This window comes from Streptomyces sp. CBMA29 (assembly GCF_014596445.1).
In the GTDB taxonomy this organism is placed as follows: Bacteria; Actinomycetota; Actinomycetes; order Streptomycetales; family Streptomycetaceae; genus Actinacidiphila.
In genome coordinates, this window is sequence record NZ_MECL01000014.1 from 15,287 (window position 1) to 28,910 (window position 13,624).

Annotated in this window: 9 protein-coding genes; 7 read left to right on the forward strand and 2 right to left on the reverse strand. The window is 72.0% G+C overall.

The window, feature by feature from the left end; genetic code table 11:
• Positions 1-93: 93 nt before the first annotated feature.
• Positions 94-2,331 (reverse strand): glycogen debranching protein GlgX, encoded by a 2,238-nt coding sequence (gene glgX, locus BGM09_RS02465; RefSeq protein WP_411158242.1) that lies wholly within the window; start codon positions 2,329-2,331, stop codon positions 94-96.
• 409 nt (positions 2,332-2,740) lie between these two features.
• Between glgX and BGM09_RS02470 the strand changes: the two genes are divergently transcribed.
• The 7 genes from BGM09_RS02470 (at position 2,741) to BGM09_RS02500 (ending at position 12,195) form a co-directional block, all read left to right on the forward strand.
• The gene (locus BGM09_RS02470) at positions 2,741-3,994 is read left to right on the forward strand and encodes an Ig-like domain-containing protein (RefSeq protein ID WP_317452498.1); all 1,254 of its coding nucleotides are present in this window, start codon (positions 2,741-2,743) and stop codon (positions 3,992-3,994) included.
• A gap of 287 nt (positions 3,995-4,281) precedes the next feature.
• Complete coding sequence (locus BGM09_RS02475; protein WP_188279700.1) at positions 4,282-5,451, forward strand: Ig-like domain-containing protein; 1,170 nt, start codon at positions 4,282-4,284, stop codon at positions 5,449-5,451.
• Between the two features lie 97 nt (positions 5,452-5,548).
• Positions 5,549-6,316, forward strand: coding sequence for an enoyl-CoA hydratase/isomerase family protein (locus BGM09_RS02480; protein ID WP_188279688.1), 768 nt, complete (start codon positions 5,549-5,551; stop codon positions 6,314-6,316).
• Positions 6,317-6,647: 331 nt separating this feature from the next.
• Positions 6,648-7,139, forward strand: a complete 492-nt coding sequence (locus BGM09_RS02485; protein ID WP_188279689.1) for an ATP-binding protein — start codon at positions 6,648-6,650, stop codon at positions 7,137-7,139.
• A gap of 474 nt (positions 7,140-7,613) precedes the next feature.
• On the forward strand, positions 7,614-8,102 hold the full coding sequence (locus tag BGM09_RS02490) for a hypothetical protein (protein WP_188279690.1): 489 nt from the start codon (positions 7,614-7,616) through the stop codon (positions 8,100-8,102).
• A 363-nt stretch (positions 8,103-8,465) separates the two neighbouring features.
• Positions 8,466-9,401 carry an NADP-dependent oxidoreductase gene (locus tag BGM09_RS02495; RefSeq protein ID WP_188279691.1) on the forward strand — a complete coding sequence of 312 codons (936 nt, stop codon included), beginning with the start codon at positions 8,466-8,468 and terminating at the stop codon, positions 9,399-9,401.
• A 79-nt stretch (positions 9,402-9,480) separates the two neighbouring features.
• Positions 9,481-12,195, forward strand: a complete 2,715-nt coding sequence (locus tag BGM09_RS02500; protein WP_188279692.1) for a GNAT family N-acetyltransferase — start codon at positions 9,481-9,483, stop codon at positions 12,193-12,195.
• Positions 12,196-12,343: 148 nt separating this feature from the next.
• On the opposite strand, the gene BGM09_RS02505 is transcribed toward BGM09_RS02500, so the two are convergent.
• On the reverse strand, positions 12,344-13,624 hold a 1,281-nt coding region (locus BGM09_RS02505; protein ID WP_188279693.1), incomplete at its 5' end, for a discoidin domain-containing protein.

The following is a 13,624-nucleotide window of genomic DNA, read 5'->3' on the forward strand; positions in this document are numbered from 1 at the left end:
CGTCCACACCGTTCCGCACTGATCCGCACCGTTCCGCACCGATCCACGCCACACCGCGGCCCGTCCACCGCCCACCCGGTCCGGCGACCGAACTCACCCGCTGACCAGGCCCTCTTCCCCCTCCCCGCCGCCGCACGCCCGGTACAGCCGTACGGACCTCTCCGCCACCGCCACCTCGGAACCAGCCGCCGCACGCGCCCCGTCCGGCGCCGCCGCCTGCTCCTCCAACGCCGTGTCCACCAGTAGCTCGTACGCCGCCGCCCACGGCGCCCCCGGCAGCGTGAAGGCGGCGGGCCGCGACCCCGCGTGCGCGATCAGCAGGAAGCTGTCGTCCACGACCGCCTCCCCCCGCGCGTCCCGCTGCGGAATCTCCTGCCCCGACAGGAACATCCCCAGCGTCGAGCCCGGCGCGAACCAGTCCTCGTCCGTCATCTCCTCGCCGCGCGGCCCGAACCAGGCCAGATCGCGCAGCCCCTCCGGCGCCTGCGCCAGCCCGGAGAAGAAGCCGCCGCGCCGCAGCACCGGATGCGCCCGGCGCAGGGCGATCAGCCGCGCCGCGAGACCGGACAGCGACCGCCAGGCCGGATCGTCCGCCAGCGACCAGTCGATCCAGCTCACCTCGTTGTCCTGGCAGTACGCGTTGTTGTTGCCGCCCTGCGTGCGCCCCATCTCGTCGCCCGCGACCAGCATCGGCACTCCGGTGGACAGCAGCAGCGTGGAGAGCAGGTTGCGGATCTGGCGGCGGCGCAGCGCGCTGATGCCGGGGTCGTCGGCCGGCCCCTCGGCGCCGCAGTTCCACGACCGGTTGCCGTCGGTGCCGTCCCGCCCGTCCTCGCCGTTGGCCTCGTTGTGCTTGCGCTCGTAGCTCACCAGGTCGCGCAGGGTGAAACCGTCGTGCGCGGTGACGAAGTTGACCGAGGCGTACGGCCGCCGCCCGCCCCAGTCGTACAGGTCGCTCGACCCGGACAGCCGGTACGCCAGATCGCGTACGTCCCCGGCCGCGCCCCGCCAGAAGTCCCGTACGGTGTCGCGGAACCGGTCGTTCCACTCCGTCCACAGCGGCGGGAAGGCGCCCACCTGGTAGCCGCCGGAGCCCACGTCCCACGGCTCGGCGATCAGCTTGACCCGGCGCAGCACCGGGTCCTGGGCGATCACCGCGAGGAAAGGGGAGAGCATGTCCACGTCGTGCATCGAGCGGGCGAGCGCCGCCGCCAGGTCGAACCGGAAGCCGTCCACGCCCATTTCGGTCACCCAGTAGCGCAGGCTGTCGGTGATCAGCCGCAGCACGTGCGGCTGGACGACGCTGAGGGTGTTGCCGCAGCCGGTGTAGTCGGCGTAGCGCCGGGCGTCCTGCTGGAGCCGGTAGTAACCGCGGTTGTCGATGCCGCGCAGCGACAGCGTGGGGCCGCCCTCGCCGGACTCGGCGGTGTGGTTGTAGACCACGTCGAGGATCACCTCGATGCCCGCCGCGTGCAGCGCCCGCACCATCCGCTTGAACTCGCCGACCTGTTCGCCGCGCGTGCCACTCGCGCTGTACGCGGCGTGCGGCGCGAAGTAGCCGATCGAGTTGTAACCCCAGTAATTGCGCAGCCCCTTGCGCTCCAGGTGCTCCTCGTGCGCGAAGTGGTGCACCGGCAGCAACTCGACGGCGGTCACCCCGAGCCGGGTCAGATGGGCGATGGCCGCCGGGTGCGCGAGACCGGCGTACGTACCGCGCAGCTCCGGCGGGATGTCCGGGTGCGCCCGGGTGAAACCGCGCACGTGCAGCTCGTAGATCACCGAGTCCGACCAGGGCGTCTTCGGCCGGTGGTCGTCCTCCCAGTCGTCGTCATCGTCGACCACGACGCCCTTGGGGACGTACGGCGCCGAGTCGCGGTTGTCCCGCACGGTGTCGGCGACCTGCCGCTCGGGCCAGTCGCGGGCGTGCCCGTAGACCTCGGGGACCAGCGTGAAGTCGCCGTCCACCGCCCGCGCGTACGGGTCGAGCAGCAGCTTCGCCGGATTCCAGCGGGCGCCGGTCCACGGGTCCCAGCGACCGCCGACCCGGTAGCCGTACCGCTGGCCCGGCAGCGCGTCCGGTACGAAGCCGTGCCATATCTCATGGGTCAGCTCGGTCAGCGGCGCCCGCGTCTCGGTGCCGTCCGCGTCGAACAGGCACACCTCGACGGACTCCGCCCCGCCCGCCCACAGCGCGAAGTTGGTGCCCGCGCGCCCGCCGGGACCGGCGTGGAAGCGCGCGCCGAGCGGCTGCGCCGAGCCGGGCCACACGGTCGCGAGCCGCGGCGCCGTCCGCCGGTCCGCGGCACCGGACGGCAGCGATACGGAAGCCACCGGCGGGTCCGGCGGCACGGCCGGCAGCGGCCCCGGCAGAGGCGACGGCGGCGACGACGGCGGTGACGACGGCGGCGGTACGGTCGCCGCCCCCGGATCCCCTGCGGGCAGCGGAAGACCCTCCGGGCGTCCCACGACGCCGTGTTCGCGTGTCTCTGACACGTGTATGCCTCCCGCGGCTCCGAAGGACCGAGCTGTGACCAGGTGTGCTGTGACCAGGTGTGCTGTGCCCGGCAGGGCGGGCCGGGTCCGTACCGTACGCCGGGTGTCCCTCCCCGCGTCGACGGCCGTTTCCCCGCGCCCGCTGCTCCATTCATTCCCACCGGGGGGTACGGAGTCACACGGTTGATCGGTGCAGGTGACGGCGGACAGCGCGTTTCCCCGGCGGTAGTCGCCTCGTTGACGGTGCGTGAAGACAGCGGTGAGGCGCGTGCTGCGCGCGGGTGCGGGAGTGGTACTGGGCGCGACGCTGATCGCGGGCTGCGGGGGACCGGGCGGGTCCGGCGGCGGTACGGGCGGGGGTGACGACCGGGCCCCAGGCGCCACGCCGGGCGCCACGTCGACCGCCGTGCCGACCGCCGTGCCGGACGTCTCGCAGGCGGCCATCACCGTATCGCCCGGCGACGGCGCGAAGGACGTACCGGCCAGCGGGACGCTGCGCGTCACCGTAGGCCAGGGCAGGCTCACCGGGGTCACCGCCAAGAGCGCGGACGGCACCGCCGTGCCCGGCACCCTCGCCGCCGACGGCAGCGGCTGGCAGCCCACCGGACGCCTCGCGCTGGCCACCCGCTACACCGTCGACGCTTACGCGGTCGACGAACAGGGCCGCCCGGCCGCCAAGCACGCCGACTTCACCACCCTCGTGCCGCAGCACACCTTCATCGGCTTCTTCACCCCGGAGAACGGCTCGACCGTCGGCGTCGGCATGATCGTCTCGCTGAAGTTCAACCGCCCGGTCACCGACCGCGCCGCCGTCGAACGCGCCGTCACGGTCACGTCCGTACCCGCCGTCCCCGTCACCGGCCACTGGTTCGGCGGCCAGCGCCTCGACCTGCGCCCCGCCGACTACTGGAAGGCCGGCACCCGCGTCACCCTCCACCTGCGGCTGCGCGACGTCCAGGGCGCGCCCGGCGTCTACGGCACCCAGTCCAAGGACGTACGGTTCACCATCGGCCGCGACCAGCGCAGCACCGTCGACGCGGTGGCGCACACCCTGGTCGTCCGGCGCGGCGGCGCCGTACTGCGCACCCTCCCCGCCTCCACCGGCGCGCCCCAGCACACCACGTACGACGGCGTGATGGTCATCGCCGAGAAGTACGCCGTCACACGCATGAACGGCCAGACGGTCGGCTTCGGCGGCGAATACGATATCCCGGACGTTCCGCACGCGATGCGGCTGACCAACTCCGGCACCTTCGTGCACGGCAACTACTGGTCGCCCGCCGGGGTCTTCGGCTCGGCCAACGTCAGCCACGGCTGCATCGGGCTGCGCGACGTCAAGGGCGGCAGCGCCACCAGCCCGGCGGGCTGGTTCTTCGACCACTCCCTGGTCGGCGACCCGATCCGCGTGACGAATTCCCACGACCGTACGGTGGCCGCCGACAACGGGATGGGCGGCTGGAATCTCAGCTGGGCCCAGTGGCAGGCGGGTTCCGCGCTGTAGCGGCCCGCCGCCCGTCCCGCGCGCGCGGGCTCCCATGTCCGCCGCACCCCCACTACGCCCGCACTACGCCCCCAATACACCTCCGACCGGCCCTGGTCCACAGCCATCTGGGACGGAACGGTGACAATCTCGTGAGCACTTGCGCTTGTTCCGTGTGATTGTCTTGCGCTGACCAGGGAGTTCAGGGTGTTCCGGGCGGTAGGGGAGAGCAAGAGTTGAAGCCGATATGGGCTGCGCCGGGTGTCAGGAGAAACGTTCTGGTGCTGGCGCTCGGAGCGCTGCTGCTGATGGTCACCGCGTGCGGTGGCGGCGGTGGCGGCAGCAAGGCCGGCAGTGGGAACGGCTCCACGTCGGGTGCCTCGAACGGCAAGGCGAACGCGTCGGACACGGTCGCCTCGACCGCCGTCGTCACGATCCTGCCGAAGGACGGCTCGACCGAGGTGTCGACCACGGGCACGCTGAAGGTCACGGCGCAGGGAGGCAAGCTGTCGTCGGTCGTCGTGAAGGACGACAAGGGCACGGAGGTGGAGGGCGCGATCTCCGCCGACGGCTCCGGATGGGCGCCGGCCGGGCACCTGGACACGTCCACGCAGTACTCGGTGGACGCGGTCGCCAAGGACGACGCGGGACGTGAGTCCGACAAGCACTCCGGCTTCACCACGGTCACCCCGAAGAACACCTTCGTCGGTTACTACACGCCGGAGGACGGTTCGACCGTCGGCGTCGGCATGGAGGTCTTCCTCAACTTCAACCGGCCGATCACCGACAAGAAGGCCGTCGAGGAAGGCGTCAAGGTCACCGCGAGCCCGTCGGTCCCGGTCGCCGCGCACTGGTACGGCGACCAGCAGCTCTACATCCGCCCGCAGGAGTACTGGGCGGCCGGTACGAAGGTCACGCTGAGCCTCAACCTCAACGGTGTCGAGGGCGCCCCCGGCGTCTACGGCAAGCAGCACAAGGACGTCCACTTCACCGTCGGCCGCCGCCAGGTGAGCATCGTGGACGCGGCCAAGCACACGATGACCGTCTACCGCGACAACAAGGTGCTCCGCACCATCCCGATCTCCTCGGGCGCGCCGGACCACACCACGTACAACGGCAAGATGGTCATCTCCGAGAAGTACGTGACCACTCGGATGAACGGCGACACGGTCGGCTTCGGCGGTGAGTACGACATCAAGGACGTGCCGCACGCCATGCGGCTGACCACCTCGGGCACCTTCATCCACGGCAACTACTGGGCCGCGACCTCGGTCTTCGGCAACAGCAATACCAGCCACGGCTGCGTGGGTCTGCACGACGTGCGCGGCGCGGGTGACGCGAGCACTCCCGCGGCCTGGTTCTACAACCAGTCGATCATCGGTGACGTGGTGCAGGTGCAGAACTCCAAGGACAAGACCGTCCAGTGGTACAACGGCCTCAACGGCTGGAACCTCCCCTGGAGCGAGTGGACTGCCTGATTGTGTTCGCTCGCCTCCGCCCGTGTGAGGCACCGCACGTGAGCCGCGACGGCCCGCCCCTGACCTGGGGCGGGCCGTCCGTCGTACGCTCGCCCGTATGACTGTGACCTTTGAAGTCGACGAAGGCGTCGGCACCGTCCGGCTCGACCGGCCGCCCATGAACGCCCTGGACTCCGGCACGCAGGACCTGCTCAAGGAGGTCGCCGAGGAGGCGGCGCGGCGTCCCGAGGTACGGGCCGTGGTGGTGTGGGGCGGGGAGAAGGTGTTCGCGGCGGGCGCGGACATCAAGGAGATGCAGGCCATGTCGTACGAGGACATGGTCGACCGCTCGCGGGCGCTCCAGGAGTCCTTCACGGCGGTGGCGCGGATTCCGAAGCCGGTGGTGGCGGCCGTGACCGGTTACGCGCTCGGCGGCGGCTGCGAGCTGGCACTGTGTGCCGACTACCGGATCGCGGGCGAGAACGCGAAGCTCGGACAGCCGGAGATCCTGCTCGGTCTGATCCCGGGTGCGGGCGGCACCCAGCGGCTGTCCCGTCTGGTCGGGCCCTCGCGCGCCAAGGACCTGATCTTCACCGGCCGGATGGTGACGGCGCGGGAGGCGCTGTCGCTGGGGCTGGTGGACGAGGTCGTCCCGGCGGACGAGGTGTACGCGCGGGCGCGGGCCTGGGCGGAGCGGCTGGCGCGCGGTCCCGCGTACGCGCTGCGGGCCGCCAAGGAGGCCGTTGACGCGGGTCTCGAAACGGATCTGGAGACCGGGCTGACGATCGAACGCACCTTGTTCGCGGGGCTGTTCGCGACGGCGGACCGCGAGACGGGGATGCGCAGCTTCGTCGAGGACGGACCGGGGAAGGCCACCTTCCGCTGAGCCTGCGGACGCTGACGCACCATCAGCCGGGGACGGAGATCCGGCGCACATGCGGCTGAGCGTCGAACGGACGCTCGGCTGACAGCGCGTCAGAGGTGACGCAGGGTGCGCGGCCCGCCTTAAGGCAACCTTATGGCAGTCTTAAGGAATGGGAGGCCGCCACCATCCGCTGTGATGGTTGCATACGTCAACTCCGCTGTTCAGTAGGGCTGTTGAGGGGTGTTCTGTGCCCAGGGCATATGCCTAGTCACAGGCGTGGAGCGGCGCACTCCGTCTGACGAATTCCCCCGGTTACCCCTCGGAGCGCTGCAATTGCAGCCATCATGAAGTCATGGCGGGCCGGGGAGCATCTGAGCAGCCGCAGCGGGTGGACACCGCCGCGGGTGCGATTCCCGTTCTCACCGACGACACGGCGGCCAAGGCCCTCGATCTGTACGGCGACCCGTCCGTCCAGGAGATCCATCTGACCTCCCGCCCCGAATCCGCCTCCACCGCCCGGCGCCTGGCGCTCTGCGTGGTACGGGTCTGGGGCCTCCCGCAGTTCGCCGACACCGTGGAACTGCTCGTCTCCGAACTCGTGGGCAACGCCGTACGGCACACCGGGGCGCGGACGTTCGGGCTGCGGATGCACTGGCGCCGGGGCTGGGTCAGGGTCGAGGTGCGGGACCCCTCGCGGGCGCTGCCCTGCCTGATGCCGGTCCGCGGCCTGGACGCCAGCGGCCGGGGCCTCTTCCTGGTGGACAAGCTCTCCGACCGCTGGGGCGTCGACCTCCAGCCGCGCGGCAAGACGACGTGGTTCGAACTGCGGGTCCCGGAGCGGTAGTTCGCGCTCGGCGCGGGAGTCCCGGCCGGGGGACATTGTGAAGAGGCCCTTCGCGTCGTGGTAACGACTGCGCAAGGGCCTCTTCGAACCGCCGCGAAGCAAGGGGGGTGTGGTTCGCGGCGTCTGTGGAACGGCCGAGCGCGGGTCGGTGCGGGCCGTTGAGAAGACTCTGGCACGGAGTGCCAGGCATGGTCAAACGCGTATTTGCCGCATATCGTGACAAGAAAGTCATTGTGCCGGGCAAAGCAAGGGTGATGTGCGCCACCCGCCTTGTAAACCATGGATAAGTACGTTCATCTTCTTCTAATGATCGGGACCTGCGGAGATGTGGGGGACACGCCCCTGAGGAGGGGTGGGGGTAGCCCCCACACGCAATGGGGGACACACCTGATGGGCCACCGCGCGGCCGTGCGGAAGAGTCGGTGACACGACGACGGGCGCCCTCAGCGGCCGTCACCGACACAGGAGTTGACCATGGCCGCCAGTACGGCGATCACCGGCCAGGCGGCCACCGCGTCCCCGTCCTCGCGCACCGCCGCCCTCGCCTCCTTCGTGCGGTTCGTGCTGTGCGGCGGCGGAGTCACCGTCCTCGCCAGCGGTGTCCTCCTGCTGATCGGCGACAGCGTCCCCCTCGCCCTGTCCAACGCCGTCGTCACCGTCGGCTCCACGGTCCTCGCCACCGAACTCCACGGCCGCTTCACCTTCGGCCGGGGCGGCGCCAACTGGTCCGACCACTGCGCCTGCGCGCTCACCGTCCTGCTGTCGTACCTCTTCACCACCGGGGCGCTGCTCGCCTACGCCTCCGCGTATCCGTCCGGCGACGCCCTCACCCGGCAGGGCGTCTACATCGCGGCCTCCGCCCTCGCCGGCCTCGGCCGCTTCCTGCTCCTGCGGCTCGTCGTCTTCCGGCCGGGCCGCGGCGGTGTCCGGCTCGGCCGGGCGGCGGTCGCCATCGCCGCCTGACGGCTGCCCGCGGTCTACGCGGTGGCCGCCGCCGTACGGGCGAGGGCGGCGGCCTCGGCGAACTCCGGGGCGGAGGCGAAGCCCGCCGTGGGAGTGAACGTACAGACGGCGCTCGGCCGGGCGACCGCCCGGCGGCGATGATGGGAAGAGCCCTGAGGACCCCGGGGAATGCCGGGGACGCCCGGGGAGTTCCCCGGGACACGCGCGCAATGCCCGGGGACGCCCGGGGAATGCCGCCGTCGCGTCAGGGCGCCGCATCTGCTCGGGCGCCCGCCAAGGCAATTGCTTCAGGTTTCCGAACGTTCCCGAATATTCCCGAATGTCCCTGAATATGTCCGAGCCCCCCGAAGGATTGTGAACCCCATGACGAAGTCCATCGCCTTCACCGAATACGGCTCCGCGGACGTTCTGCGGGCCGTGGACACCGACGTGCCGGAGCCGGGTCCCGGCCAGGTGCGGATCACGGTGCGCACCGCGGGAGTGAACCCGCTCGACAGCAAGATCCGCGCCGGTTACATGGAACAGGTCTTCCCGGTGGACTTCCCGCATGTGGCGGGCCTTGAGGCGGCGGGTGTCGTCGAGGCGCTGGGCGAGGGCGTCGAGGGCCTGGCGGTCGGCGACGACGTCTTCGGCCAGACCGCCACCGGCGCCTACGCCGAGCGGGCGCTCGCCGACGTCGCGAAGGTCGCCCTCAAGCCCGGCACGCTGAGCTGGGAGCAGGCGGCGGCGCTTCCGGTCGCGGCGGAGACCGCGTACCGCGCGCTGGACATGCTCACGGTGCGACCGGGCGAGACGCTGCTGATCCACGGCGCGGCGGGCGGCGTCGGCACCGTCGCCGTACAGTTCGCGGTCGCGCGCGGCGTCAAGGTCGTCGGCACGGCGAGCGAGGCCAACCACGAGCACCTGCGGGCGCTCGGCGCGGTTCCGGTCGCCTACGGGGACGGGCTGACGGAACGGGTGCGGGCCGCCGCGCCCCAGGGGGTGGACGCGGCGCTTGACGCGGCCGGGCGGGGCGACGCGCTCCAGGCGTCGGTCGAGCTGACCGGCGGCACCGGGCGGGTGCTGTCCATCGCCGACGCGCCGGGCGCGGGCACGCTCGGCGTCCGCTTCACCTCGGGCGCCGAGGGGTACTACGGCGAGCCTGCCTTCGCGGAGGCGCTTGCGCTGTTCGCCGCGGACAAGCTGACCGTCGCCGTCCACCAGGTGTTCCCGCTGGAGGCGGCGGCGGACGCGCAGCGCGCGAGCGAGGCCGGGCATCTGACCGGCAAGATCGTGCTCACGGTGTCCGAGGGCGTCTGACACCCGAGGACGCCGTCACGCCGCCCCCGACCCCTGTTAGGTTAGGGCACCCTAACCTAAATAATCAGAGGGAGTCAGGGTGAGCAGCGAGGTCTTCAGGGACGCCTGGGGCATCCCCCACCTCCGCGCGGACAGCGCCCGCGAACTCGCCTTCGCCCAGGGCCGTAACGCCGCGGTCGACCGGGCCTGGCAGTTGGAGACCGAACGGCACCGCGCGGAGGGCGGCACCGCCGCGTTCCTCGGCGCCGACGCCGTCGAGTGGGACCGCTTCGCCCGCCGCGCGCTGCTCGCCGACACCGCCCGCCGCTGCCACGCCCGGCTCGACCGGGACACCGCGCGGTGGGTCGCCGCCTACGCGGACGGCGTCAACGCCGGGCTGCCCCAAGGCGCCGGGCAGGCACCGGAGTTCGCCGCCACCGGCCTCGCGCCCGGCCGCTGGCAGCCCTGGACCCCACTGGCCGTCTGGCTCTCCACCCACATCCTCTTCGCGGGCTTCCCCGCCAAACTCTGGCGGTACGAGGCGGCCCGGCGGCTTGGCCCCGACGCCGTCGCGGCCTTCGCCGCCGACGGGCCCGGCACCGCGGGCAGCAACGGCTGGCTGATCGCCGGGGACCGCACCGCCACGGGCGCGGCGCTCCTCGCGGGCGACCCGCACCGCTTCATCGAGGCCCCGGGCGTCTACCAGCAGATCCGCCTCGCCTGCCCGGAGTTCGACGTCGTCGGCCTCGCCGTCCCCGGCGTCCCGGGCCTCGCCCACTTCGGCCACACCGGCCGGGTCGCCTGGGCCATCACCAACGCCATGGCCGACTACCAGGACCTCTACCGCGAACACCTGCGCCGCGCCCCCGACGGCTCCGTCCGGGCCCTCGGCCCCGACGGCTGGGAGCCCGCCGCTTCCCGCACCGAGACCGTCGCCGTCGCGGACGCCGACGCCGTCCGCGTCGAGATCGTCGAGACCGCCCGCGGCCCGGTGATCATCGGCGGCCCCGACGCGCCGGAGGCCCCCGACGAGTCGCGCGGCGGCGCGGACGCCACCTGGAACGCCGTCAGCCTGCGCTGTCCCGCCCGCGCCGGAGCCGAACTCGGCTTCTCCGCACTGCCGTTGCTGCTGCGCGCCACCACCGTCGGCGACATCGACCGGGCACTGGACCGCTGGGTCGAGCCGGTCAACGTCGTGCAGGCCGCCGACACCGCGGGCGGCCTGCTGCACCGGACGGCGGGCCGGGTACCCGTACGGCATCCGGACAACTCCCTGTACACCGTGCCCGCGTGGCGGAGGGAGCACGCGTGGACCGGCGGTTACGCGCCACTGCCGCGCGCCGAAGTCCGCGACGGCCTCGCGGTGATGGCCAACGCGCGCGAACTCGCCGCCCCGCTCGGCGCCGAATTCGCCGCCCCGCACCGCGCGCGCCGCATCCGCCGCCTTCTGGCGGCCGGCGACGACTGGACGGCGGACGGCATGGGGGCGATCCACACCGACGTCCATCTCGGCTCCGCCCGCGCCCTGTTGGACCACGTGGCCGACCTCCACGGCCCGGACACGCCGCCGCTGGGCCCCGCGGCCTCCGCTCTCGGCGCGCGACTCCTGCGCTGGGACCGGCGGATGGCGGCCGAGAGTGCTGACGCCGCGTCATACGCCGTACTGCGAGCGGCGGTCGTACGCGGTCTCGCCGCGCACCCCGCGCTGGCCCCGCTGGCCGGGCTCGTCCATCTGCCGTCGTATCCCGCGACGTTCACACCGTGGCTGGCGCTGGTGCCCCGGGTGGCGTTCGCGCTGGAGACCCTGCTGGGCGGCGGGCTCGTACCCGCGCGGGACCGGGCCGCGATCGTACGGGCCGCGCTGGAGGAGACGGCGCAGGACGGTGCGGGGGAGCTGAGCTGGGGGGAACTGCACCGGCTCGCGCCCTGGCAGGCGCTGCCGCCCGACGTGTACGGGCACGAACCCGAGGTGTGGCCGGGGCTGGCGGGGGACCACGACTGCGTGCTGTCCACGTCCAGCGTCCCCGGTGTCACCCACCACAGCCTGCGCGGGCCCGCCGCCCGCTACGTATGGGATCTGGCCGACCGCGAGAACAGCCGGTGGATCGTGCCCTTCGGGGCGGGCGGAGTGCCCGGCGGCCCGCACCACCGCGACCAGTCGCCGTACTGGCTGCGCGGCGACCTCGTCCCCGTGGTCACCGACTGGACCCGACTCACCAGGGAGATTTCTGTGGCCGAAGCACCCGAAGCGCCTTTCGCTGGAGCCGCCAGAGCCACCCCCTTTCAGGGGCCGCCCGCCGGCTTCGGGACCGTCCGCTTCGTGCCCGTCGACCCCGACCGGGACATCGACCTCATCCACGCGTGGGTCACCCAGGAGAGGGGCCGGTTCTGGGGCATGGGCGACGCGACCCGCGACCACGTGCGCGAGATCTACGCCTTCCTGGACTCGCTCGACACCCACCACGCCTATCTGGTCCGCCGCGACGACCGCCCCGTGGCCCTCTTCCAGACCTACCAGCCGGAGGCCGACCCGATCGGCGACTTCTACGAGCGGCTGCCCGGCGACGTCGGCGTCCATGTCTTCGTCGGCCCCATCGACCCCGGCGCCGAACGCGAACCCGACTACGCGCGACACCTGTTGACCGCCTTCCTCGCCCACGTCTTCGCCGACCCCGCCTGCCGCCGTATCGTCGCGGAACCCGACGCCCGCAACGCCCGCGCGATTGACCGGTTCGTCAGCACCGGCTTCACCCTCGGCCCCCGCGTCGAACTCCCGGACAAACCGGCTCAGTTCGTCTTCCTCGCACGGACGTGACCACTGGTTGACCAAAAGAGAGCCGCTTCGCGACGGCGTAGGACACTCGGCGGTACGGAGCGAGGGCGGGCGGACCCGGCAGGGGGTCCGCCCGCCCTGGTGCGCGGGGAGGCGCTCAGCTCTCCTGGAGGTTCAGGCGTCGGCGGCGTCAGCTCCCGAAGACCTGGAAGTCCCAGAGGGAGTAGCCGTAGGCGGTGGCGCGTTGGGTGCCGTACACGCGGATGTAGCGGCCGGTGCAGTTGACGTTGAGGGTCTGGAGGCCGCCGGTGCCCGCCGTGGTGCTGTAGCAACTGGTCCAGTTGGTGCCGTCGTTGGAGACCTGTATCTGGAACGCCTTGGCGTAGGCGGCCTCCCAGTTGAGCTTGACCTGTTTGACGGCGTGCGAGGCGCCGAGGTCGACCCGCAGCCACTGGGGGTCGCTGAAGGCGCTGGACCAGCGGGTGGTGGTGCTGTTGTCGACGGCGGCCGAGGCGGGGGTGCCCGCGTTCTCCGTGGAGGAGGCCGTCGCGGGCTTGTTCAGCGCCAGGTTGGTGCCGTTGGACGGCGGAGTGGTGCTGCCCGGTCCCTTGTTGTAGACGGCCACGTAGTCGATGTTCATCTGGCCGCCGCTGACGGTCGCCGCGTTGGGGCCGCCGCCGAAGGCGTCGGGGAAGCCGCCGCCCATCGCGAGGTCGTAGATGATGAAGAACGGGTGGTCCACCGCGTTCGCCCAGGTCGTGGCGTCGACCTGATTGGCGTTGACGGTGAAGTAGTTGGCGCCGTCCAGGTACCAGCGGATCTGCTCGGGCGAGACCGAGCGGTCGATCTGCACGGCGTAGGTGTGGTAGCCGGTCTGGCAGCCGGAGCAGGCGCGTTCACCGCTGCCGATGCCGGTGGACTCGTTGCACGGACCGCCGGGGTTGACGCCGCAGTGCAGCGTGCCGAACAGCGAACTGCGGGAGTTGATGTCCTCCATGATGTCGACCTCGCCGGAGGTCGGCCACGTGGTGCCGGTGCGCAGCGTCGAGCCGAGCATCCAGAACGCGGGCCAGTAGCCAGCGCCGTTGGCGGTCGTCAGATTCGGCTGCTGGATCGACGACTGCATCATCACGACGCCGCCGGCAGGCGCCCCGAAGGACGACGACTGCGTCTCGATCCGGCCCGAGGTCCAGCCCGCGCGCGGGTCGCTGCCCGAGTGGAGGGCGCGCAGCACGAGATGGCCGTTGCCGTCCTGGAAGACATTGGACGTGCTGTTGGTCATCGTCTCGATCTCACCGGTGCCGAAGCTGCTGCCGGGGCCGGTGTCGTACTTCCAGTTGCCGCCGTCGACCCCGGTGCCCGAGGCGCCGTTGAAGTCGTCGCTCCAGGTGGTGGTGAAACCGGCCGGAGGGGCGGGTACGGCGGCGGGCGCGGCGGCCGGTGCGGCCGGTGCGGCTGCCGGGGCCGCCGC